This window comes from Leptospiraceae bacterium, from assembly GCA_016708435.1.
GTDB lineage: Bacteria > Spirochaetota > Leptospiria > Leptospirales > Leptospiraceae > UBA2033.
Map to the genome: position 1 here is coordinate 55576 of JADJFV010000008.1, position 22584 is coordinate 78159.

Below are 22584 nucleotides of genomic sequence, written 5' to 3' on the forward strand. Positions count from 1 at the left end.
CCGTTACATCAAGGAAGGCGGACGTTTTTCTTTCTAGAAATTTCCATAGGCGGCAAAGTTCTATTTACCTCAAAGCTTTTATATTGTGAAAATTTCTTGAGCATTAACAAAGCAGAAATTCCTTTTGCCTCAGTGCCACTGGATGAAGTCGATTTCAAGAATACAATTGTATCTGATTTAAAAGTAAACTCAGAAACATTTGCTGAAAATGTCTTTCTTTATTTTGATGATGGAGTATAATTGAAGTATGAAAAAGATAATCTTGTTTTTAATTTTAATTCCATACCTGCTTTTTGCAGGTGATAAAATCGGGAGTGATTGCACTCTTAAAGGTAAAAAGCTTTCTGGAAAAATAAGGTTTGTAGAAAACTTCGAAGATTTTAAAATTAGAGTAGTCTCTGCAAATGAAGATTTGCGAGTCGAAGTTGTCACCTATCCAACGAAGGATTGTGGCAAATGGGAATATGTCCAATTCTTTGAAAACTTCAAAGTTAAAATTGTAAATGCAAATGAGGATTTTACAATACGGTATGTTATTGTAAGCCCAGGTGTAAGATAGATCATGATTCTATTTGGAAGAAAAATTGAGCTTACTATTGTTTCTGCTAAGAATGATACGAAGCTATTTTCTTTCAAAGATGGATTCTCTTTCTTTCTAGTAAATTGCAATCAACTTCTCCCATAATTCTATTCCATTCAATCCCACAAATTAAAAGCTTAAAACAAAAACGGATTGCGTCTCTTTCATAAAGAGGTGTTTTCATGCAATTATAATTTCCAAAAGAATTTCCGAAGAACTTACCCTTCTTCAAAAAACCAATAACTAGAAGTATGACTTCCAATAAGATTCCTTTTGCTCATCTCCGGTCTAGCTACGGTTATAGCTTCGGTCTAACAGCGGATAGCCACCCCAATTGGAAGCGGTGCTACACCGGCTCTATAAGCGGAGCTAGACCGAAGGAGAGTAAACGTTAACATATAGACAATAGATAGTTCGATACTGGAAAAATATATTTTGAGATAATCCTTATTGTTCTAACAGTGATAGACCCCCGATAAAAGATCTCGGGGGTGACAGGGGTAATCGTTTTTAGTAAAAGGTCACATTCGATACACGGCTCTATTCTTGAGTCAACCTTCTTTGTTGACGCACTCAGTGACCGAACTTTTTTCTCTGATCCGTATTCATCAGTGTCCAAACTCAATGTTGCTTAGATCGCAACATAATGGAGTGAGAGAATAAACTCCTTCCTCTCTGTGTCTCAGTGCCTCTGTGGCAAAAAAGGGGTTGAATGTATTCAACCCCTACAATGTTGAAATTACTTAATTCTATCGAGCAGATACTTCGGAATATCCGCTATTGCGATGCGTTCTTGTTTCATGGAATCACGCTCGCGCAGAGTAACGGTGTTATCCTTTAGGGTATCGTAGTCAATGGTAATGCAGAATGGAGTTCCGATTTCGTCGTGGCGGCGGTAGCGTTTGCCGATAGCTGCTGAGTCGTCGTAGTCTACATACCAATTGCTCATGAGTGAGTGGTAGATTTCTTTTGCTTTTACATCTAGACCGTCTTTTTTCATGAGAGGGAAGATGGCTACTTTTACAGGAGCTACTTTAGATTGGAAGCGAAGGACTGTTCTCATCTCATCGCCTTCTAGTTTTTCTTCTGCGTATGCGTCACTCATTACAGCTAGAAAGAGACGGTTGAGTCCGAGTGCGGGCTCTACTACGTATGGGAGGTATTTTTTATTAGCCACTTGGTCATGGTATTTTAAATCTACACCGGAAAATTTTTCGTGTTGGGTTAAGTCATAGTCTGTGCGTGAGGCTATTCCCCATAATTCTCCCCAACCAAATGGGAATTTGTATTCAATATCCGCAGTTCTATCGCTATAGAAAGAAAGCTCTTCTTTTGCGTGTTCTCTGATTCGAAGATTTTCTTTTTTTAAACCTATAGTCTCTGTTAGCCACTTCATGCAGTAGTCTACCCAAAAAGTAAACCAATCACTTTGAGTTCCAGGCTCACAGAAATATTCCATTTCCATTTGCTCAAATTCTCTTGTTCTAAAGATGAATTGTCTTGCCATGATTTCGTTACGAAATGATTTTCCGATTTGTGCAATTCCGAATGGGACTTTTTTTCGAGTTGCTGTATAGATATTTTTAAAATTAATAAAAATTCCCTGCGCTGTTTCAGGACGAAGGTAGATGTCCATGGAATTATCTTCCGAAGCTCCGTGCGAAGTTTTAAACATCAAGTTAAAACTTCTAGGCTCTGTAAATGTTCCGACAGATCCACAAGACGGACAGGGATATTTTTCGTCGAGGATAACTTGTGTTAAATCCTTCAAGGTTTTTCCACTCGCAAACCCGTCGCCTTTTCTTTCTTCTAAGAAATGATCTACACGAATACGAGTCTTGCATTGTTTGCAATCCATAAGCGGATCAGAAAAATTACCTACGTGCCCGGATGCTTCCCATACTGTCGGGTTTAATAGAATCGAGGAGTCGAGTCCGACCACATCTTCTCTTCTATGCACAAAGTATTCCCACCATAATCGCTTTAAATTCTGTAATACTTCAATTCCATATGGTCCATAATCGAATGTGTTAGATAACCCACCATAAATATCTGAACCTGGAAACACAAAGCCTCTTCTTTTGGAGACCGCCACAATTTGTTTTAATGAATCTTCTCTATCTTTTGCCATTCTGTTTACATACTTTTTTATCTCCATTCTAGTATAAAGTTTTTTCTTTTTCGCTTGAAGTGGAAAGGCATACGTCAAACTAATTAATTATGCAAGATGTTCTACCTCTGGAAGTCAGTCCCGGAGAAAATAAAAAAAATTCGATTCAAAAGCTTGTGATTGCAGGACTTTCCTTTCTATGCTGGGTAAGTCCAATGCTTGGTCTTGGTGTTTTCTTTCCACTAGGCGTTCTCGTATTATACCAGCAGAATCAAAAGCTCAGAATTGCCGCGTTTCAATCTTTAATTCTTCAGATTTTTATCAACCTTGTTTTTTATCCCATGGATTTGTATTCTCTTTATAGCTTTGAAACAGAAGCTTTCTTGATGGCGCTAAAGCAAGAATACGCAGGAGTATTTTTTTTATTCTGGGGGTTTGTCGGATTAATCCTTCTTTTTTTAGAAGCTAGATTTTTGATTCGTAAATATGGCGCTTTGCATCTCTTTCAAACAAAGAGTAATTCGTTATCTGCCAATCCCGAATACAGGCAAGTTATGAGTGAAACAGATACTTGGTCTAGTTTTAATGACAAGCTAGAAAGAGAGCCAATTAAGAAAGCACTTGTAAAAAAAGAAAATTCTTTTTTTAGAACTTTTGTTTCTGTAATCATTGTGTGGATAATCGCAATAGTCTGGTTCTTTTGTCTATGCTATTTATTCGCGATGTTGAATACGGAAAATTATGCTTACGAAGAAACCTTAAAGCTGCTAGATCAAATGTTCAAAGGAGACTCTGCTTTATATCTCTGGTTTATGACTTTGCTTTCAGCGAGTTCTTTTTTAGGAAGAAAGGGGCTAATCTCTATTTTACGCAGACCTTATTTAAGTCTCTATCTACATAGTAAATTAGCAAAGTCTCCTACCTCAGATTTCTTTGGAGATTCTTATACCAAGAAAAGAAGGTATGCACGCATTCGAGAAAGAATTCTTCCCGGTTGGGGGCATATTTATTTGCAGAGATATTGGAAAGGTTTTCCAATTCTATTTTCTTTTCTATTGATTTTCTTTTTTCTAGTTACCGCTATTGTTTTTTATACAGATGCTACTTTTGGTTTAAATTTCTTACGCTCTCTTGGTTTAAAGCCCGGAGTGCATGATAAAGAATTTATTCCCGCGTCGCAAAATATCGTTTATCCGGTAAGTCTTGCACTCATGCTTAGTGTAATTTATATCTTTGCAAATTCTTTACTCGGTCGTTCTCTTCATAAAGATGGAGAGCCAATCGAAGAGCGTGGATTGGAAAGTGGATTTACGAACAATGTGTATTTGAGTCTACTCGCTCACTTGATTATCATTGCTGTTCTATTTATCGTTCCAGAAAGACTCCAAAGAAATAGTAACTCTAAGAAAAAACAAGACCTATCAAAGCAGCACTATCAACCAGAAAAAATGGAATATTATTTTATTGATCCAGATATTCCTGATGAGGTAAAAGATTTAAACGGAGGAGTGATTGCAGGCACCGAAACTCCAAGTCAAAAAGATGGAATTAAAATTCCAGACAATGATCCTGCCGATCAAGGAAAGGTAAAAGGATATGTCAAACGAATCAAAGGAAAAAAACTTCCTAAAACCTATTCCAATTATATTTCCGCCCGTATGCGTGGACCTGAAAATTTTATGGAGTATTGGAAACGTGCTCCTCATCCCTATTCCTGTGTGGTCGCCTATACCATTACAACAGACGGAGAGATAGTTGATGTTATCCTCGTGGAAGGTTCCTCTTATCCCGATCAGGATAATCTTACTCTGGAGCTAATTAGGAGTATGTCCCCTGTCATGCCTCCACCGAATGTAAAAGGAGACGTGCGGGTAACAGAGCTTTTCTGGAATGGCTCTATTGACCCAGATGCAATGCCTACTCCTCTTCAAAAAGACATGGTCTTACACTTTGATGGAAGATTCATGGAAGAGGAATTTTAATATGCTACATTTTTTTTCTGATTTAAACACAATGAGCCTCTTATTGGCATTTGGCTCTATATTGCCATGGGCTTTCTTTCTTTATATATTGCATCCAGGCGAGAGTAGCAGAAAATTGCTATTAGCCTTTCTCGCTATTTGCATGGGAATTCTTTCTACTGCTGTCATTCTTTATCTTCACCCAATTATTTGGCCTGAAGTAGATTTTAAACCTAAAAAGGTCGCAACGATTTTAAGTCAGACAGTGTATATCGCGTTCATCCAAGCGGGTATGATGGAAGAGACCTTCAAAGAATTATTTATTTTATTTCTTGGGCTTGTGTTTGCCTTTAACCGCTCGGCTAGAGCATGGACGAAAGATATTGTTTTGATTGGTGGATTTGTAGCTTTTGGATTTGCCTTGATTGAGAATTATACTTATATTAGTAAAGACAATACGAAAGTATTTGATATGTTTTTGGGACGAACTATTTATTCTTCTAACATTCATCTTCTCATCAATATTTGCTTTTCCCTCTTTCTTTTAAAAAGCAATCGTCAAGAGAAACTTAGCGACAAATTAATCTTAATCGCTTATGCCTATTTTCTTGCTATCATGCAACATGGTGTTGTAGACTTCTTCTTATTACCCGGATCTCGCTTCGGTGGTTGGCTTTCTACTGCTATGTTCGTTGGAATCTGGGTCTGGGTAGTTCGCGATATGCGAAAGTATGTTTACCAAGAGACATGAAGACTGAACTTGAAATCGTCCAAGATGTTTCCCGTAAATTGCAATCGGCAAATATTTTGTATATGCTTACTGGTTCTATGGCTATGAACTATTATGCGGTTCCTCGTATGACTAGAGACATTGACTTGGTTGTTGAAGTTCTCGAAAGAAATATTCCTGTGATTGTAAATTTATTTGAGAAAGAATATTACATTGAATCTGAGGCTATTCGATTAGCCATTCAATCAGAAAAATTATTCAATGCAATACACGAAGAATCGTTTATCAAAGTGGATTTTATTATTAGAAAAAGTAATTCCTATCGCAAAGAAGAATTTTCCAGAAGACAAAAAGTTCTTTTCGGAAATTTTGAAACTTATATTGTTAGTAAAGAAGATTTGATACTATCAAAATTACTTTGGTCTAAGTCTTCTAAATCAGATATGCAAAAACGGGATATAAAAAATCTTATCAATTCAGGTTACGATAGATTATACTTAGACGAAAAGGCTGATAGTCTACTGGTGAAGGATTGGTTAGAGGAAATTAAAAATGAATGATACTTCACCAGAAATTGAGAAGATGCTAAGAGAAAAATATATGAGTCTTTCTGGATTTGAAAGAGTTCAAATAGGAAGTTCTATGTTTGAATCAGCAAAGAAAATTGTAGAATACTCTTTACCAAAGGACTTATCTGAGTTAGAAAAAAAGATTCAAATGTTTCTTAGATTTTATGGGCATGAATTTTCAGAGACAGAAAAAATAAAATCATTACTAGATTGAGTAATAAACATATCGGATAATATCTGTTTGGTGGTATACAATGACAGCAGGAGTTATGAAAAAATATTTAGGAATTGATGTAGGTGGTGGGAGTATTCGCGGAACGGTAGTTGATAAGGAAGGAAAGTCTTATTTTGATTTTAGTATTCCAACTGATGCAAATGCTACCAATAAAGATTTTTTAGAAGCAATCAATACTGTGGTCAAACACTGTTTAGCCGCAGTTCCCGTGGATGCAATTGGAATTGGAACACCGGGTCCGATAGATATTGATACCGGAGTTTTAATTTCTTCCGCGAATCTGAAAAATCTTTCTAATTTGGAATTAGTTTCTTTTGTTCGAGAAAGATTTCATTTGCCTGTATACTTTAATAATGATGCAAATTGTGCAAGTCTCGGCGAATACTACTTTGGTGCAGGAAAAGATGCGAAGAGCCTGGTAGTATTTACACTTGGAACGGGTCTGGGTTGTGGCTTAGTTGTAAATGGAAAAGTATTCAACGGTTATAAAGGCAATGGTATGGAAGCAGGACATGTTACTGTTATCAAAGATGGTGCGTTATGTGGTTGCGGACAACGTGGTTGTGTAGAAGCCTATTTTAGCACGAAGGGGTTACTCGCTCGTTACCGCGACTTAACTTCTATTGAGCTTACGAATGCAAAGGAATTCTTTGCGAAAGTAGAAGAAGGCGAAAGGGTAGCAAAAGAAGTTTTAGAATTAGGTGTATCCGTATTTGCAGAAGGAATTCGAAACGTTGTTCACTTAGTCAATCCAGATAGAATTGTTTTTGTTGGTGGAATTACTGCCTCTTATGATTTGTTTGGAAAAAGCTTGGAAGAAAAAGCGAAGAAGATTATTTTTCCTGTATTAGCAGATCATGTAGAATTTAAAGTGGGAAGCAGTGTAGCCGGAAGTTTTGGCGCTGCCGCTTTAACCTTTCAGCATTTTGATTCATAAAAGGAGATACTATGAGTGTTTGTATTTTTTGTAAAATTGTAGAAAAGATAATTCCAGCAGGTATTGTGCATGAGAGTGATAATTGCATTGGCTTCAAAGATTTGAATCCTGTGGCGCCAAATCATCTTTTGTTTATTCCTAAAAAGCATATTGAATCTGTAGATAAGATGACCGAAGAAGATTCTCATTTAATCGGAAAAATTATTTTTGAAATGACGGAATATGCAAAGGCGAATCATTTTTCGAACGGAGGTTATCGCATTGTGAATAATACGGGTGCGGATGCCGGACAAACGGTATTTCATATTCACTTTCACTTATTAGCAGGAAGAAAAATGGAATGGCCTCCGGGTTAAATAATTCTTGCTTGCCTGAATATACAGATTTGAAAACTTATCAAACATGAAGAAATTATTCATAGGAATATTGGTCAGCGTTTTATTTGTCGGAATCATAGCATTCAAATTTGATTTTAGAACTGAATTCTCAAAAATAGGAGACAAGATTTCCTATATCTATCTGATTCCAATTACCCTGACTCAATTGATAGGACTCGTGATTTTTTCTTTTAGATGGAGATTGTTATTAGAAAAAAAAATCAATGCCAAACATGCTATTTCTTCTTCTTTTATCGGATATGCGGCTAATATGGTTTTGCCTGCACGTGGCGGGGATTTATTTAGAGTGTTTTATTGTCGTTCGGAGACCGATGTTCAATACTTTCATTTGCTATCAAAGCTTTTCATAGAGAAGGTAATTGATTTTATTTTTGTAATTATGACAGGAGTCATTTCGTTTTTCATTATTGGTTTAAATAATCCAAACCAAAAAAACTACACGGTCTTTACCGTTTCCGGATTAATTATTTTGGGAATAGTATTTTCCTTATACTTGATTCGTTTTCAAAACGAATTCATTCAGATGATTTCCAAGAAGATATTTACCACGGTTAATAAAGAAAAATTTTACAAAGATCATATAGAAGAGCATTTAATTGACTTAAAAGACTTTTTACAGATACAAAAATTTATTTATCCTGTCATATTGACGATAGTTTCTTGGTTTTTCTATTTCTCTAATTATTATTTTGTCAACGTAATGTTAGGTGGAAATGTAACAGAAGTAGAAATAGTATTTTTACTTTTTTGTGGTGCCATGAGTTTAGCACTACCCTCTGCTCCTTCTGGTATCGGAGTTTTTCATGCTTCGATTATTTCTGGATTTCTATTGATTGGCAAAGATACAAGTTACGGCTTATTATACGCAACTGCAGTTCATTTGATCTCTTTTGTTAATGTTACCTTTGTAGGACTTATTTTTTACGTTTACTGGACATATCGTCGTCGTCATGGCAAGCCAGTGAAGCCAACGCAAACAGTTTAAGCGAAATAATTTCCCTTTCCTTGACGTGTCTTCTTAGTAATGCAAATGAACCGGTGAATTTCAATTAGCCTTTCATCATAATAAAAATTTGATATACATCAATCCCTAATCCTTAAACCTTCCCTAAGGAATCAGTCAAATAATAAAAACACCTTCCAGAATAAAGGAGCTCTATGAAAACAATTATATCTTACTTCGTATACAGACCACTTATATCGAATCTGCTCATCGTGTTTTTATTGCTGGCAGGCTCACTCAGTTTACTGTTCATTAAGCGCGAATCCTTTCCGAATGTAAATCTGTATCAGGTAAAGATATCAACAATCTTTCCGGGAGCCTCCCCCGGTGATGTGGAACAAAAAATAACAATTCCAATCGAAGAAAGATTAAGAGAAGTCGCAGGATTTGACTCTATCCGCTCAATATCTCGAAATTCAGAATCAGATATTAATATCAAAATTGATATAGACAATAAAAATCCTGACAAAGTAGTCGATGATATTCGAAGAGCAGTGGATAAAGTCAACGATCTCCCTCCTCAAGTCAGAGACAAACCACTCGTAATCGAACAAAAGAGCAGTGACTTTCCTGTATTAGAAATTTCCGTATACGGGGGAGCAAATGAAACCGAATTACAGACAAATGCAAAGTATATACAAGATGAATTAAGAAAAGTAGAAGGTGTGGGAAGAGTAGAAGCATTTGCCAAAAGAAAAAAAGAGTGGCAAGTCCTTGTTAACCCTTCGCTTAAGCAAAAATACTCGCTTGGATTCTCTGATATTATTTCTGCCATTGCAGATAAGAATGTAAGTATCCCTGGTGGATCAATCAATGCCGAGTATACAAAAGATATTCGTGTCACAGGAGAGTTTCAAGAAATAGAAGAGCTAGGCAAACTTCCTATTCGAGCCAATGAATCCGGGAACCAGATATTTATTTCGCAAATTGCTAGATTAAAAGATACATACGAAAAAGAAAGGACAATCGCCCGCACAAATGGTTATGATGCAGTTAATCTGCTAATTATAAAAAAGGAGCAATCTGATATTATCCGCACAGTTGCAAAGTTAAAAACAAAAATGGAAAGTTTGCAGAAGCAGGTTCCGGAGTCCATTCATATTCTAGAATTAAACAATGAAGGAAATAAGACGACTAATCGGCTAAACGTTGTTATCTCTAATTCTATTCAAGGCTTGGCTCTTATCTTTATCGTATTATTTATTTTTTTTAGTTTACGGGATTCTATTTTAACCAGTCTTTCCTTGCCTCTTTCCCTTCTTGGCTCTCTTCTATTTATGCCAATTCTTGACATATCCTTCAATCTTATTTCTATGCTTGGGATTATCATTGCACTTGGGATGCTTGTGGATAACAGCATAGTAATCTCTGAAAATATTTATAGCTATCGAATGAAAGGCATGGATCCTGAGGAAGCAGCAATCCAAGGAACTTCAGAATTAGTAGTTCCAATTGTAGGCTCTTATCTAACAACAGTTGCCGCGTTTATTCCGATGCTTTCCATGAGTGGCATCATGGGAAAATTTGTAGTTCAAATTCCGCTTATGGTAATTATTACTCTCACGATGAGTCTGTTTGAGTCTTTCTTTCTTTTACCTGTGCGAATAGCTCGGTTCGGGGATATAAAATCAGAGACTACAGGCACATTCTTTTCTAAACTGAGAGGAAAATTAGATTCATTCTTCGAATCTGTCATTTTGAAATTTGAATCTCTTACTAGAATCTTAGTTAGAAGGAAATACTTATCATTAGCCGTAATTGCGATTGTATTTAACAGTTCCCTCGTCACGTTGACTTTGATGAAATTTAATTTATTTCCTAAAGAAGGTATAGAGCAAGTAATGATTAAAGCGGAGTTTCCTCCTCATTTTACTGCGCGGGAAACATTGACTAGACTTCAATACTTGGAACCAATTCTAGATAGAATTCCAAAAAAAGAAATCATTGGATATACAATTAAAGTCGGGATTCAACAGACAGATAGTAGTGATCCGCTGACTAGAGTAGGGGAGCATTTGGGAATGGTTCATCTCTATTTTATTCCGGAGAATGAGAGAAAGCGCACAACGTTCCAAATCATGGGTGAATTAGAAGCGGAGATTAAAAAAATTCCGAATGCAGAAAATGTATTCATTGAAGAGTTGATTAACGGTCCACCTATTGGAGCCGCCGTCACACTCGCAGTCGAAGGAAAAGACTATAAGAAATTAAAAGAAATTGCGGCAGAGATAGAAGCACATCTTTCCTCTATTCAAGGAGTCAAGAATATTGCAGACGACTACAAAAAAGGAAGAGAGGAAATAATTCTTAGCCTCGACTCGACTAAGTCTGCTACAACAGGAATCAGTGTTGCGACTACTGCTAATTTTGTGCGAAGTGCCTTCGAAGGAAACGAGGCATCTAGATTTAGAATTGGAAAAGACGAAGTCAGAATCAAAGTGCAAAACGATGCACAATATAGAACTTCTCAAGATGATATTAAGAAGGTAAATATCATTAACCGTAACGGACTGCTCACTCCTATTTCTAGCTTTGTAAATATTCGCTCAGAGCAGGGCATTGAGGCACTGCTTCATTTTGATTATGAGAAAGCAATTACGATTACAGCCGACGTAGATGAAAAAGTGGTTACGTCGGGAATGGTAAATGGCAGTTTGATGAAACAATTTGCTGATATTGAAAAAAAATATCCCGGTTACAGTATGAAGTTCAGAGGAGAGCAAGAAAGCACAAATAAATCTATGGCTTCTCTTGCGAGTGCAGGCATCATTGCTTTCTTTGGAATCTTTGCTATCCTTGCTTTGATATTTAATAATACAATCAAGCCAGTAGTTATCTTATTCTCTATTCCATTGGGGTTAATTGGTGTTATCTTTGGATTTTTGATTTCCAATAAATCGCTTAGTTTCCTTGCTATGATTGGTATCATTGGTCTTGCGGGGGTAATCGTGAATACCTCCATTGTGCTCGTTGATTGTATTGATGAACTACAAAAGAAAGGAATGGATAAATACGAGTCTCTGGCAAAAGCGGCGTCGAGTCGGTTTAGACCGATTATCCTCACAACCATTACTACAATGGCAGGACTAATACCAACTGCTTACGGAATTGGTGGAACAGATGCCATGCTTGTTCCCATGACCCTTGCTTTAGCCTGGGGACTAGGATTTGGAACGATAGGCGCATTATTCTTCATTCCAACTGTGTTTTCTATTGGCTATGATTTACAGGATTTTATGAAAAGAAAGTTTAACTAGGAAATTGTCATGCTTCGATCAATGTTGTCAACTTAAGAACTAAATGTAGTGCAATCAATGGTAGAATAGGCATCCCTGCCTGTTCACTGGACAGGCAGGGACTTGTAGTGAGCAAAGTCGAATCTATACTAAGATTGTGAAACAATAGAAAAAGATTGCAAAAAGATATACGTATCTTTTCTATGGAAAGTGAAAGTAATTGTTTTCTGTTGTAAGTAATTCGGTTTTATATAGAAAGCAATTACAGTAGATTTTATAAAAATGCAATCGAGGCACCATGAAGCGACAAATCAATGTTATTTCCTATTTCCTATTTCCTATTTCCTATTTTGATCTTTTTATTTAGTCATTGTAGTGAGATTAAGGGTTGCAAGGAGCAATGCAAAAATAAAACAAGAGACTGCACTTTAAAATACCAATTGCTATCTAGAACGATTAGTGGATCGTCTGTTTCTACAGGACGAACTACCACTGGAAGTGAGGTCGAACCAAATGATACATTTATATCTGCTCTTTCCTCCTCTTCTGGTTTTAACTACAATGGATTAGGAGCTTCAATGGGTAATAGTTTTATTCTAAATGCAACTATTTCATCTAATACGGACATTGATATATTTGATACTGATAGTGGTGATGGAAGTTCCAATAGAATCACTCAACTTAATAACTTAGATAAAGTAACATGCAATGTGTATCAAAAAAATAACTCACTTGAAAGAGTATCCGTACCCAAATTACAGACCCCCACCAGTACGCCGGATAATAGTTTTATACTTCAGGGAAAATTAAACCCATCGTTTACTTTTTCTTATGTTCGTGGTGGTACCATAGTTTATATCATTTGCAGCGGAACGGCAAATACATCTTATTCGCTACAATCGGATTCAATCCCAATCACTTACAGTCCTTCTGGCACTATTTCTATACTTTCTTTATATACCGATTACTCATACGTAAATATCTGTAAAGGTGCTACGAAAACCTGTGAAACAAAATGCAGTAGAGGATTTTAGAATTAATTGTAATAACGGCATGAAGGTATTTTTTAAAAACCATCCTCTTCGTTTTCTGTTTGCCGCGTTCTTTGTTACATAGGGCGTGTTAGAAAAAAAGCTGAGAGATTAGGAGAAGCGAATCAAATATTACAATGGTATTAGTCAAGTTTATGGAATAAGTTAAAAGAGTTGACTTTTATTTTAAAAACATATTATAGATAAGGTATATTCAGAGGAGTTGAAAATGAGTTTTACATTTGTTATTTGGGTTTTAATTACTTTTATTGGCTGTGGAATTCTTTTATTTTTTGCATTATCTGACAAGTTGAAAGAAAAAAACAAAAATGTGCATAGAATATGAGCAATCCAGATATTTTGATTTTTTATATATGCTGTGTTCTTGCTGGCACGGTAACAATAATTTGGACATACAATGATTTAAAAATCTATGCAGATGCAATCCAGATTTTTCTTGGAACTCTCACTGGGCTACTTGCTATTATTCAAATCTTTTTAAGAAGATTCGGTAAATAGTTGTGTCAGCAATTTTTAAGTTGATTCAATGGAATAAAAATAGCATATTCCCATAAAATCCTCTGTGTCTCAGTGCCTCGGTGGCAAAGAATTAAAACCGCGCCGCGTATTCTTCGATGGTTACTATTGGTTTGCCCAACTCTTTCCATGTAAGCTCAGCTTGAAATTTCTCCTGATAATTATTGATTGCTTCACTGAGTTTAGAAATGTAAAGAAACTTATGACTTATTTTTCCGAGAAAGCGAAGAATAAAGAAAGGAATTTTTTGAACTTTAAGTTTTTCTTTTTTATAGAAGCGGACAAATAGATTAGCCGCTTCCTCTGCGGTATATGGCATTAAGCCCTGAACCGCATAATCTCGAGTTTCCGTTGTGAGGATTTTATAGGAATTGGCAACTTGCCTTCCATAATCTTCACCGGAGATATAGAACATTTTAAAGCGAGACTTACCGGCTAAGGAAATTTTACTCCCATGCTTTTGGTTGTTTAGAAAATTTTCCATAAAGCTAGAAGCGTAAAAGATTGCATAGGGAATGCCGGAAGTTTTAATTTGTTTCATTGCACTGAGTTTAACGTTGAATACCCACCAGTCGAATCCATTTGAGCCCTGATAGTTCATCAAAAGAGACGATAAATAAGATATCCGCTTAATGTTCTTTCTCTTTGCGATTTCTAGGAACAGTTTTAAGCCTTGCTCTTCTGTATGAAATTCACCTTGCCATTCGCCGGGTTCGATGGATAGATTGAGATGAACAGCCTCTACATTATTCAGAAAATTTTCAATGTCTAGAGGATTTCCCATATCACCCACTATTAGATTGACTCCGATCGGCAACTCGATCTTTGCCTGAATAATATCACGCACCATTGCATATACTTCAAAGCCAGTGGTTAATAAGGCGTTTACCACTGGTTTGCCAAGCATTCCAGTGGCACCGATGATACCGATTTTTTTTATTCTATCTGCCAACGTTTTTACTTCCTATTCTTAGCGTATCGGCCAGGGATTCAATACTTCCCAAACATTGTTATCGCTTCTATCTTGCCATAGATTTCTAGCTCTTGTGAGCCATTTAACTACTTCCGTTGTATTGATCTTTGGATCCGCTTTTGCTTTTTGTAGAATTTCGCCTTTGGTTTGATCGAATACTTTTAGATAACTAGTTGCCTTTGTTTCATCGCCTAATCGCATGTATATCGCTGCTATCAAATAAAGCAATTCATATTCATAAGAAATATCTGGAAAATCTGATTCTTTGAATACATACTCAAAGTCTTCTAATGCTAGTTTTAGAATATCCTCGTTGTCTTTTTTATAAAGCTTACGCGAAGTATAAAAAAGTTTCAGGTAGATTTTTCCTCTTCGTAAATAGGAATAAGGAATTTTATATTTTATTTCAAGTCCAGTTTTGTAAATGGCAAGTTTGATACTAGAAATAATTCCTTCATCTGTTCTAGGCTCTTTATATGCATTTGCATCAACAAAGTTATCGATGAGAACATCTTCGACTTCTTTTGGATTTTCTTTCCAATGTTGTAATACTTTTGGTAGTAATACAGTTTTATTTTTAATTCCTGTAATGGAATCTATGAATATAAATTCTTTCTTGTTTACACTTGTGAAAAAACAATCAGGACATACGCTGAACGTATAATCGTTGTAATCCACATACATATACTTTGGTGTATCTAAGTAAATGGGAATGCTAAAAACATTTTGTTTACTTGCAAGTGATTTAGCTTTTAAAGAATAAAATATAACATTGTCTCTGTCACAAACGGGACAGGTAACCATTGCTGTCATGATAGGATTAATCAATCCCTTCGATGCATCTGCCATGCGGACCCTCGGTTAATTAAAAATTATACGAAAGTAAATTCATATAATGTCAATTTTAGTTTTAGACGTCCTAATGCAAAATAAATTTTAGTATTATTTATTAATCGGATTGGTTCGTGAATATAAGGAGAACAAATGAATTTCATTGCTTCCATTTTAATTGGAGTTAGTTTGTCGTTGGATTGTTTTGCAATTTCGATTACGCAGGGACTCCGGAAAAATATAAATCCGAGAAGAGCGATTCTCATTTTGTCTTTTCTGTTTGCGCTCTTTCAATCAGGCATGTTAGTCATTGGATATTTTGCAGGCTCATTCTCTTCTGGATTCCTTGGTAGCCTAGCAAGATGGATTTCTGCGCTACTACTTTTTTTTATCGGAGCCAAGATGTTGAAAGAAGGATTTGAAGAAGAATATGAGGAGACAACAGTTCAGAACTTTCAAGAATACATTATTCTTTCCATCTCTACAAGCATAGATGCATTAGCCGCTGGTTTTACTTTGCCAACCTTGCAAGTAGATTGGATACTTACTACGATTTGTGTTGGAATCGTATGCTTCTTACTCAGTATGGTAGGCGGCTTATTTGGTAAACTGCTGGGTGAAAAATTTGGAAAACGCTCTGAACTATTCGGAGGATTAATCCTAATTATCCTCGGAATTAAAGTTTTAATGTAGCTAGTTCAAAGCATCGGATTCCAAACTCGAAAGTTTGCTTTGCGGCGGAGAGAGTAATAGCGGCTTTGCTCTCCGTGTCAACTTGAGTTGAAAGTAACTGCATAAAATTTTTCCAGTGTGCAGTATTGTCTTCTCCGTAACAACCATAGTAATGCATTTGAATGGGCAATGTCTCTAGTTGTCTTTTGATTACTCTTCCACCGAGTGTGGCACCTTCTAATACATAGAGACAACCTAGCGCTTCGTATAAATCTTTAGGAATAAAAGTATTTTCAATTTCTGGAATTGCAAAGTTACCGAGGGCAACTCTGTCTTTCTCAAGGAAAGGAATTTTCCACTGAATGTTCCAATTAGCATTTTCTGAAATCTTTTTTAGATTTTCTTCTAGCGGTAAATGGAAAATGTAATTTGCTAAGATTAGCTTTTTGTATTCTTCTAGAGTCAGTGACTTGTTGAAGATTTTATCTACGAAACCTATTTGCTCAAGCTTCTTGTGTAACTCGGCTGTGTTTGTTTTGAGAATTGTGTTTATATTTTCCATATTTTTTTATGTATTCTTAAACAGATGACTATTGTCAATGCTTTCAGTATTATTTCCAAAAGAAATACATTGTAAAAAGAATTCTTACGTTTATGGTTAAGCTAGTAAATTAAGAAAAAGAATTAAACTTGTTTTGCAGACCAAAGGAGAAATCATGCGAGTAAGGGGCTAGGATGCTACTTGTATGGATCATAAATTAGAATTGGAAACCAATGGAGAAAAGGCGGCAAATTATTTGCGCCTATTCTTAATTTTTATTTTTTCTGCGGGAACTCTAATGGGATTTCTCGTCCAAAATTTCGTTTCAAAAATTTTAGGAAACTATGCAGCCGGAGTTTGCATTTATGTTGTGGCTACTGTTTATTCTTCTCTAGTTTTAAAAGCAGGAAAATATACTTCCCGGCTTAAGTATTATACAATGGGGCTAGAACTTTTTGGATTAGCATTTGTTCTATTTGGATTTTTGCGATTGGATGATCCGGAAATTTTAACGATCGCTATCAATGACATTGCTCTATATGCAATTTATTTTTTACTCATTGCAGAATCTACTTTGCGATTTTCTCCACGCTTTACTTTATTCACAGGTCTTACTTGCACTTCTCTCTTTACAATTTTAGGATTCTTAATTAAAGCGCAAGGTGGGGATAAGTCTGCTTTTCCGGTAACTACATTGACAATTGTTCTTGGAGCAATGTTTATATTTGCCATGACAATCGCTTCTTATTATGGAACAACGTTTGTTAGAAAAGTAGTAACTCGATTTAAAGAGTCAGAAGAGTTGGCTAATGCCAAAAAAAAGGAATTGGAAGATTTATTAAAAACGAACGCTGGTGCCATAAAAGAATTAAATGAAATCGCAGTTGATATCAATGGTGTTTTAACTGAGAGTGTCAATCTTTCCAAAGAACAACTTGGCTTTGCGCGTGAGTCAATGGAGTCTACTGAAAATTTTTCCAAGTCGATTAATTCCATTGCGTCGATGGCGCGCATACAAGATGAAAATTGTATTGTGAATTCCAAATCGATTGATTTACTTTCCGAAATGACTGATCGAATTAAAACATGGACTGTTTCCATTCAGACAAAAGGAACAAAGTCGCTTGAATATGGCAAGCGAAGTGAAACAGATTTGAACAAAACAGTTACTGAAATGCACAATATATCTAACTCTTCCATCGAAGCATCCAAGATTGTAAACATAATCAATTCCATTGCAAATCAAACAAATCTACTTGCATTGAATGCAGCAATCGAAGCCGCGAGAGCAGGGGAAGAAGGAAAAGGTTTTGAGATTGTCGCAAATGAAGTGGGTAAATTGGCAGTATCCTCTTCTCACAATTCCAAGCAGATATCTGGCATTATCTCCTCAATGAAAGAAGCCGTTACGGAAGGAGAAAATCAAGTGCAAAATTCTTTTGGTTCTTTACGGGAGATAACGTTTATTATCCAGCAAATTTTTGCAGATGTAAATGGAATTTCAGAGCATGTAAAAGAGCAGAGTGAATTGATAACAGATAATACATCACGCACAGAAAAAATTCGCGAGTTAGCTCAAAAAATGAAAGAGCTCACTGAAGTAGAAGAAAAAAGTTCAATTGGTCTCAGATTGAATATAGAAAGAATTTTTCAGCACTCACATACACTTGAAGAAAAAATTCAGGTATTAAGTTCTAGCAGTGAAAAATTGAAGAAAGTTTCAGGCTACCTCAGGGATGGGAATGTCGGAGGTCAAGGTATATAGAATGACTCATGAAAAAAACATAGGAGAAAATCCTAAAATAATCTTTTAATTGCTTGCTCATTTATTTGAATTTGAGAAAGTTTAACATTAAGCAATTATGAAAAAAGACGTTTTGGTTTTCCAAAATCCCGATGATATGTTAGCTCAGTTTATTGAGCCGAATATGCATATTCATATTTCAGCAACCATTGGTCGACCGAATGCTCTTATTAGTTCTCTCGCCCGTGTTTTTAAAAATACAAATCCTGATTTTACAATTAGCACGGTAGCATTTCATTCAACTGCGCACGTTTTAGCCTTAAAAAAATTGATGAAGAAAGCCATTACGGGTTTTCTGGGGGATAATTACCCTAAACCTTCTCCGAATAGACTCTACATGAATGTATTGAACAATCAACCATTCGAAGTAGAACTCTGGTCATTGCTAAGTATGATTCAGAGATTGATGGCTGGAGCCCAACACCTTCCTTATTATGTAACAAAATCTTTAGTCGATAGCGATTTGTTTTGGGACAAATTAAACAAATCCGTTTTTGTTGTGCCCGATCCGGATAATCCAAGTGAAAATTTAACTCTCATATCTGCGTTAAATCCTGATTACACGTTCGTCCATGGAGTTTGTGCAGATGAAAATGGAAATATAGTTTTACCACAACCAATGGGAGAAGGAAACTGGGGAGCACTGGCCGCCAAACAAGGAGTAATCGCAACGGTAGAGAAATTTGTTCCAGCAGATAAAATTCCACCCGAATACATTCATATTCCTGGCGTTTGTGTTAGGGCAGTATGCGAAGCAAAATTTGGAGCACATCCACAATCTCTTCGAGTTCCTCTTTCCCTAAAAAGCATTCCTGATTTTGCAGATATATCTTCTTACCGAGATGATTATAATTTTATCATGGAAGCAGCTACCGTTGGAGATTCAGATATTGCAGCGCAAGCATTCGAGCTTATGTGGGTAGACCTAAAAGGTGGTCATAATACTTACCTTGAAATTTTGGGTGAAGAAAGACTTGAGAGTCTCAAAAAACCACAAAAGATTCGAAACAAGCGTCTATCGCAAGCACCTGCAAACGAATCAGAACAGATGATTATCATTGCATCGAGAGCAATTGTCGATCATGTGGTAAATCGACATTATTCGACAATACTTGCGGGTATAGGTGCAGCTCATATGGCTGCTTGGTGTGCCGCTTATTTATTGGAACGCAAAAATATTAAAGTAAAAGTCATGGCAGAGTTAGGGTTTTACGGGGTTTTGCCGCATTACGGCGATATATTTCTATTCAGTCAGCTTCATGCAAATAGGTCTGAACAGCTATCTGACATCGTTCAAATTTTAGGGACGTTAGTTCCTAAAGACTGTCTTGGAGTATTGGGATTAGCCGAAATTGATCGATTTGGTAATATTAATTCTACTCGTCTTCCAAATGGAAAATTCATGGTAGGCTCAGGTGGGGCAAATGATATTGCCTCTACAGCAGATTGCCTTGTAGTAGGAAAGGCAATTAAAAGCCGCTTTGTGGATAATGTGAGTTATATTACATCTCCGGGGGCAAATGTGTTTCAAGTAGTTTGTCAGTTTGGTCGATTTACCCGCAACATTGATAAATCTAAATATGAACTAACGCATTTTCTTCCATCTCCTTTTGATCTTGAAATAGGACCAAAGGAAGCTGTAGAAAAATATACATCTTGGTCGGCTTATGCTGGTTTACCGCTCATGGAAGAACCTCCTTCTCAAGATGAATTGGATATTTTACGTAGACTCGATCCGGACAAAATCTTTCTGGGTTAAAGTTAGAACTGTTTAGAATTCATTATTTCCCAATCAGCTCATTCATTCTTCTAAATAGTTCTTCACCAATTTTATCTACTGCTTCTTTTGTTCCGCGTTTTCCGGTTTTATGAATGGCATGATACTCATTTACTAAAATCGGGTTACCTGCCGTTATCCTTACTTTATATTTTCCAAGATCAGGTCTTTTTTGTCCACTTCCAGTTTTAATTTTAGAAATGGTATCGAAGAGTAAGTAGCTAATCTCTGTAAACCGCTCAAAGCTAGGTTTTTCTTTAATATATGTCCCGGTAATAGAAACAAAACTTTCCACAAGCCGCATATGCCAATCCATTTCCTTTGATTGTCTAGCCATTCTGTCCAATAGATGTTTTTGAATCAATGAAATACTATCTGAAATGTCTTCTCGATAAATCCAATTCCAACTAGCCTGCTCCAATTTTCGACAGCGATCAATGATATTTCCGCGGGGAGTGACTTGAAAAAAGTTCTCTGGAACAGAAAGAATATTATCTAGCAAAGTATGCAATCTTTCTGGTAAGTCAGTTGATTCTTCCTTCTTTGGCAAACGTCCGTAATGCCCTTTGTAATAATCTTCAATTGTGCTAAGTAAGCTCAGGGCTGATTTGTATAACTTTTCATAAAGACGTGCCTGAATGGAATTCATTCCTTCTGTAAGACCGAATGGGACTAATACATCTTTTGCGCTCAAATCCTGAATAAAGGAATCGAGAAGAGTCTCCAAGCGATTCCAATCTTCTTCTATATAGGAATACTGAATTCCTAAAGGCAAAATATAGACATCTTCCTTTCTATCTTGTTTCTCTAAGTCGTCTAAACACCAGAGTCCCATTTGTCCAATGCCTGGCTCGAGCGGACCAATGATTTCATTGTGACCGTTCGTTGCTCCTTCTGGCGCTATGGCTAATGGGAATCTGCCGTTAGCAAATAGATTTCGAATTGAATTTAATCCTTTCCAGTCTACCTTGCCTCGGTGAATGGGTGTTCCTCCAAGTCTAGAATACAGTTTGCTTGTGAACTCTCCTGCCCAGAGAGGTATTCCTCTATCCCAAACAAAATGAAAATGCGTTATGTCATCTATCTTGGTATTATTCTTTTTAAAAAAATCAGGAAGCAATTTAGAGAAAATATGAATCAGGCAAAGGGGGTCATCTGCATTCGGGTGGCGGAAAGCTATCATTAGCCTCACTTTATTATTTGCAAATTTATGATATAAATCAGCCAATATTTCAATATTAGAAAATTCTATTTTCCGAATCGGCGTTGTAAATTTTATTTTAAAAGGATGAATATACTTAGCAAAGTAATATGCCTTTAAATCAAACGCTGGATCAATAAAATGAAGCGGTGGTTGGATTGAATTAATTTTAGTCATATTCTTACTTACTACGAAATATACTTTTTTAGAAACCTACTTATGGTAAGGTAGAATTAGTTCTGCTAAAATTTTCTTAGTCGGTGTTGCGCTGGTGACATGATCCATTATTTCTCTTAGATGAATATCTCCACCAATTTTCGTAATGCTGTGTTTGATAACTGAAAGACCGATACCAAAGCCAATTTCTTCTCTGTAAAATCGTTCATCATAATTATGATTGATTTTAAAAAAAGGTTCAAATATTTCATATTCCAATTCGGGAGGAATACCTGTAATTCCATTTTGAACTGGTAAAATAGAATTCATAATAATAAAAGAAACCCCATCATCATGTTTAAAGCAAGATATATGCACTTCCGTTTTCTCAGACGAATACTTGAACGCATTTGTCAGTAATTCTCTTATTGCCATGGAAAGCAAATCAGCATTACCCACTACTTTAGATTTAATTTCTATGGGTGCAATTTTAATTTTATGGTCTTTAATGATCCTCAACGGTTCTACAGATAAAACGGATTCATGAATTATTCTATTCATTCCATTTCCATCAATCATTTCTTTCTCAAATTGAAGATCAAAAATTCTGACTACATTATCTAACTTCTCTTTTATTACCTTGATTGGTTCTACATTTTTAATTAAGGAATTTAACTGTTTGGTTTTTATTTTAGTGTAATCCCCTTCATCTTTTTTACTCATTTCAATGAGTTCTATGAGGGATACGATTCCTCCAACTCCCATTCCTTGAAAAATGGAATGAACGATTGTTTCAATGATGACCTTACCAAATAAATTTTTTGAATTTGCATTTCTTTGTTCTTTCCAAAGCAGCCATTCTAGTTGGTCTTTCAAAAAGGTTTCATCTTTAGTCAGTGAATGAAATGATTCCGTCAATTCTTTGTTGAATTGAATTGCCTTTTGAATTGTTTCTAATAAATGTATGAGTGGAGCTGGTTTTTTGATATACTCAAAAATTAGTCCGAGGCTTTTTATATAACTGGGATCAGTTTGTGTTTTATTGGTTAAAATAATGAAGACGGAGCCTGATTTTATTCTTCTCAGTGTTCTTAAAACTTCAATGCCTTCTTGACTTCCATTTTTTATAATTTCCGTGATAACTACTTTAGGATTGTGTAATATAATGTATTCCAACCCCCTTGAAAATAGGGAAGCGGTAATTACTGAGTAGCCTTTAGATGTAAAAAAAGTTTTTAATTCAAATAAGACGGCTTGATCCTCATCAATAATTAAAATGTCCATTTCATCTTCTATACTCAT

At 35.9% G+C, this 22584-nt stretch carries 21 protein-coding genes; 15 read left to right on the plus strand and 6 right to left on the minus strand.

Going from position 1 to position 22584, the window contains the following annotated elements; genetic code table 11:
• Positions 1–96 precede the first annotated feature (96 nt).
• Together IPH52_13405 and IPH52_13410 are read left to right on the plus strand one after the other, a co-directional pair.
• Entirely contained in the window at positions 97–240 is a 144-nt protein-coding gene (locus IPH52_13405; protein MBK7056023.1) for a hypothetical protein, read from the plus strand.
• A gap of 7 nt (positions 241–247) precedes the next feature.
• The gene (locus IPH52_13410; protein ID MBK7056024.1) at positions 248–559 is read left to right on the plus strand and encodes a hypothetical protein; all 312 of its coding nucleotides are present in this window, start codon (positions 248–250) and stop codon (positions 557–559) included.
• A 760-nt stretch (positions 560–1319) separates the two neighbouring features.
• Here the strand turns inward: IPH52_13410 and IPH52_13415 are convergent.
• Positions 1320–2711 (minus strand): glycine--tRNA ligase, encoded by a 1392-nt coding sequence (locus IPH52_13415; GenBank protein ID MBK7056025.1) that lies wholly within the window; start codon positions 2709–2711, stop codon positions 1320–1322.
• 89 nt (positions 2712–2800) lie between these two features.
• On the opposite strand from IPH52_13415, the gene IPH52_13420 reads away from it, so the two are divergent.
• The 10 genes from IPH52_13420 (at position 2801) to IPH52_13465 (ending at position 13309) form a co-directional block, all read left to right on the plus strand.
• On the plus strand, positions 2801–4672 hold the full coding sequence (locus IPH52_13420; GenBank protein MBK7056026.1) for an energy transducer TonB: 1872 nt from the start codon (positions 2801–2803) through the stop codon (positions 4670–4672).
• A gap of 31 nt (positions 4673–4703) precedes the next feature.
• The gene (locus IPH52_13425; protein MBK7056027.1) at positions 4704–5402 is read left to right on the plus strand and encodes a PrsW family intramembrane metalloprotease; all 699 of its coding nucleotides are present in this window, start codon (positions 4704–4706) and stop codon (positions 5400–5402) included.
• Positions 5399–5941: a hypothetical protein gene (locus tag IPH52_13430; GenBank protein ID MBK7056028.1), complete on the plus strand. Its 543-nt coding sequence runs from the start codon at positions 5399–5401 to the stop codon at positions 5939–5941. The genes IPH52_13425 and IPH52_13430 overlap by 4 nt, the downstream gene beginning before the upstream one ends.
• The gene (locus tag IPH52_13435; protein MBK7056029.1) at positions 5934–6164 is read left to right on the plus strand and encodes a hypothetical protein; all 231 of its coding nucleotides are present in this window, start codon (positions 5934–5936) and stop codon (positions 6162–6164) included. The genes IPH52_13430 and IPH52_13435 overlap by 8 nt, the downstream gene beginning before the upstream one ends.
• A gap of 55 nt (positions 6165–6219) precedes the next feature.
• Positions 6220–7122: an ROK family protein gene (locus IPH52_13440; protein ID MBK7056030.1), complete on the plus strand. Its 903-nt coding sequence runs from the start codon at positions 6220–6222 to the stop codon at positions 7120–7122.
• Positions 7123–7133: 11 nt separating this feature from the next.
• The gene (locus IPH52_13445; GenBank protein MBK7056031.1) at positions 7134–7478 is read left to right on the plus strand and encodes a histidine triad nucleotide-binding protein; all 345 of its coding nucleotides are present in this window, start codon (positions 7134–7136) and stop codon (positions 7476–7478) included.
• A gap of 46 nt (positions 7479–7524) precedes the next feature.
• A complete protein-coding gene (locus IPH52_13450; GenBank protein ID MBK7056032.1) occupies positions 7525–8505 on the plus strand; it encodes a flippase-like domain-containing protein in 981 nt (326 codons plus the stop codon).
• Between the two features lie 173 nt (positions 8506–8678).
• A complete protein-coding gene (locus IPH52_13455) occupies positions 8679–11780 on the plus strand; it encodes an efflux RND transporter permease subunit (protein MBK7056033.1) in 3102 nt (1033 codons plus the stop codon).
• Positions 11781–12073: 293 nt separating this feature from the next.
• Positions 12074–12793: a hypothetical protein gene (locus IPH52_13460; GenBank protein ID MBK7056034.1), complete on the plus strand. Its 720-nt coding sequence runs from the start codon at positions 12074–12076 to the stop codon at positions 12791–12793.
• Between the two features lie 339 nt (positions 12794–13132).
• Positions 13133–13309, plus strand: coding sequence for a hypothetical protein (locus tag IPH52_13465; protein MBK7056035.1), 177 nt, complete (start codon positions 13133–13135; stop codon positions 13307–13309).
• A 91-nt stretch (positions 13310–13400) separates the two neighbouring features.
• On the opposite strand, the gene IPH52_13470 is transcribed toward IPH52_13465, so the two are convergent.
• Entirely contained in the window at positions 13401–14279 is an 879-nt protein-coding gene (locus IPH52_13470; protein ID MBK7056036.1) for an NmrA family NAD(P)-binding protein, read from the minus strand.
• 18 nt (positions 14280–14297) lie between these two features.
• The gene (locus IPH52_13475) at positions 14298–15149 is read right to left on the minus strand and encodes a DUF2225 domain-containing protein (GenBank protein MBK7056037.1); all 852 of its coding nucleotides are present in this window, start codon (positions 15147–15149) and stop codon (positions 14298–14300) included.
• 135 nt (positions 15150–15284) lie between these two features.
• Between IPH52_13475 and IPH52_13480 the strand changes: the two genes are divergently transcribed.
• A complete protein-coding gene (locus tag IPH52_13480; protein MBK7056038.1) occupies positions 15285–15824 on the plus strand; it encodes a manganese efflux pump in 540 nt (179 codons plus the stop codon).
• Here the strand turns inward: IPH52_13480 and IPH52_13485 are convergent.
• A complete protein-coding gene (locus tag IPH52_13485; protein ID MBK7056039.1) occupies positions 15808–16365 on the minus strand; it encodes a biliverdin-producing heme oxygenase in 558 nt (185 codons plus the stop codon). The genes IPH52_13480 and IPH52_13485 overlap by 17 nt on opposite strands.
• Positions 16366–16549: 184 nt before the next feature.
• Between IPH52_13485 and IPH52_13490 the strand changes: the two genes are divergently transcribed.
• Both IPH52_13490 and IPH52_13495 read left to right on the plus strand, forming a co-directional pair.
• Positions 16550–18109: a hypothetical protein gene (locus tag IPH52_13490; GenBank protein MBK7056040.1), complete on the plus strand. Its 1560-nt coding sequence runs from the start codon at positions 16550–16552 to the stop codon at positions 18107–18109.
• A gap of 97 nt (positions 18110–18206) precedes the next feature.
• A complete protein-coding gene (locus IPH52_13495) occupies positions 18207–19907 on the plus strand; it encodes a 3-oxoacid CoA-transferase (GenBank protein MBK7056041.1) in 1701 nt (566 codons plus the stop codon).
• Positions 19908–19929: 22 nt separating this feature from the next.
• Here IPH52_13495 and IPH52_13500 read toward each other — a convergent pair whose 3' ends face one another.
• Together IPH52_13500 and IPH52_13505 are read right to left on the minus strand one after the other, a co-directional pair.
• Complete coding sequence (locus IPH52_13500) at positions 19930–21303, minus strand: 1-acyl-sn-glycerol-3-phosphate acyltransferase (GenBank protein ID MBK7056042.1); 1374 nt, start codon at positions 21301–21303, stop codon at positions 19930–19932.
• A 36-nt stretch (positions 21304–21339) separates the two neighbouring features.
• Entirely contained in the window at positions 21340–22584 is a 1245-nt protein-coding gene (locus IPH52_13505) for a response regulator (GenBank protein MBK7056043.1), read from the minus strand.

Excerpts from the sequence above, each read along its gene's own strand:
- IPH52_13450 (MBK7056032.1), top strand. The coding sequence starts at position 7,525 with ATGAAGAAATTATTCATAGGAATATTGGTCAGCGTTTTATTTGTCGGA.
- IPH52_13410 (MBK7056024.1), top strand. The coding sequence starts at position 248 with ATGAAAAAGATAATCTTGTTTTTAATTTTAATTCCATACCTGCTTTTT.
- IPH52_13430 (MBK7056028.1), top strand. The coding sequence starts at position 5,399 with ATGAAGACTGAACTTGAAATCGTCCAAGATGTTTCCCGTAAATTGCAA.
- IPH52_13505 (MBK7056043.1), bottom strand. The coding sequence starts at position 22,584 with ATGAGTATAGAAGATGAAATGGACATTTTAATTATTGATGAGGATCAA.
- IPH52_13435 (MBK7056029.1), top strand. The coding sequence starts at position 5,934 with ATGAATGATACTTCACCAGAAATTGAGAAGATGCTAAGAGAAAAATAT.
- IPH52_13415 (MBK7056025.1), bottom strand. The coding sequence starts at position 2,711 with ATGGCAAAAGATAGAGAAGATTCATTAAAACAAATTGTGGCGGTCTCC.
- IPH52_13425 (MBK7056027.1), top strand. The coding sequence starts at position 4,704 with ATGAGCCTCTTATTGGCATTTGGCTCTATATTGCCATGGGCTTTCTTT.
- IPH52_13460 (MBK7056034.1), top strand. The coding sequence starts at position 12,074 with ATGTTATTTCCTATTTCCTATTTCCTATTTCCTATTTTGATCTTTTTA.
- IPH52_13495 (MBK7056041.1), top strand. The coding sequence starts at position 18,207 with ATGAAAAAAGACGTTTTGGTTTTCCAAAATCCCGATGATATGTTAGCT.
- IPH52_13485 (MBK7056039.1), bottom strand. The coding sequence starts at position 16,365 with ATGGAAAATATAAACACAATTCTCAAAACAAACACAGCCGAGTTACAC.
- IPH52_13455 (MBK7056033.1), top strand. The coding sequence starts at position 8,679 with ATGAAAACAATTATATCTTACTTCGTATACAGACCACTTATATCGAAT.
- IPH52_13490 (MBK7056040.1), top strand. The coding sequence starts at position 16,550 with ATGGATCATAAATTAGAATTGGAAACCAATGGAGAAAAGGCGGCAAAT.
- IPH52_13420 (MBK7056026.1), top strand. The coding sequence starts at position 2,801 with ATGCAAGATGTTCTACCTCTGGAAGTCAGTCCCGGAGAAAATAAAAAA.
- IPH52_13440 (MBK7056030.1), top strand. The coding sequence starts at position 6,220 with ATGAAAAAATATTTAGGAATTGATGTAGGTGGTGGGAGTATTCGCGGA.
- IPH52_13475 (MBK7056037.1), bottom strand. The coding sequence starts at position 15,149 with ATGGCAGATGCATCGAAGGGATTGATTAATCCTATCATGACAGCAATG.
- IPH52_13445 (MBK7056031.1), top strand. The coding sequence starts at position 7,134 with ATGAGTGTTTGTATTTTTTGTAAAATTGTAGAAAAGATAATTCCAGCA.
- IPH52_13465 (MBK7056035.1), top strand. The coding sequence starts at position 13,133 with ATGAGCAATCCAGATATTTTGATTTTTTATATATGCTGTGTTCTTGCT.
- IPH52_13480 (MBK7056038.1), top strand. The coding sequence starts at position 15,285 with ATGAATTTCATTGCTTCCATTTTAATTGGAGTTAGTTTGTCGTTGGAT.
- IPH52_13500 (MBK7056042.1), bottom strand. The coding sequence starts at position 21,303 with ATGACTAAAATTAATTCAATCCAACCACCGCTTCATTTTATTGATCCA.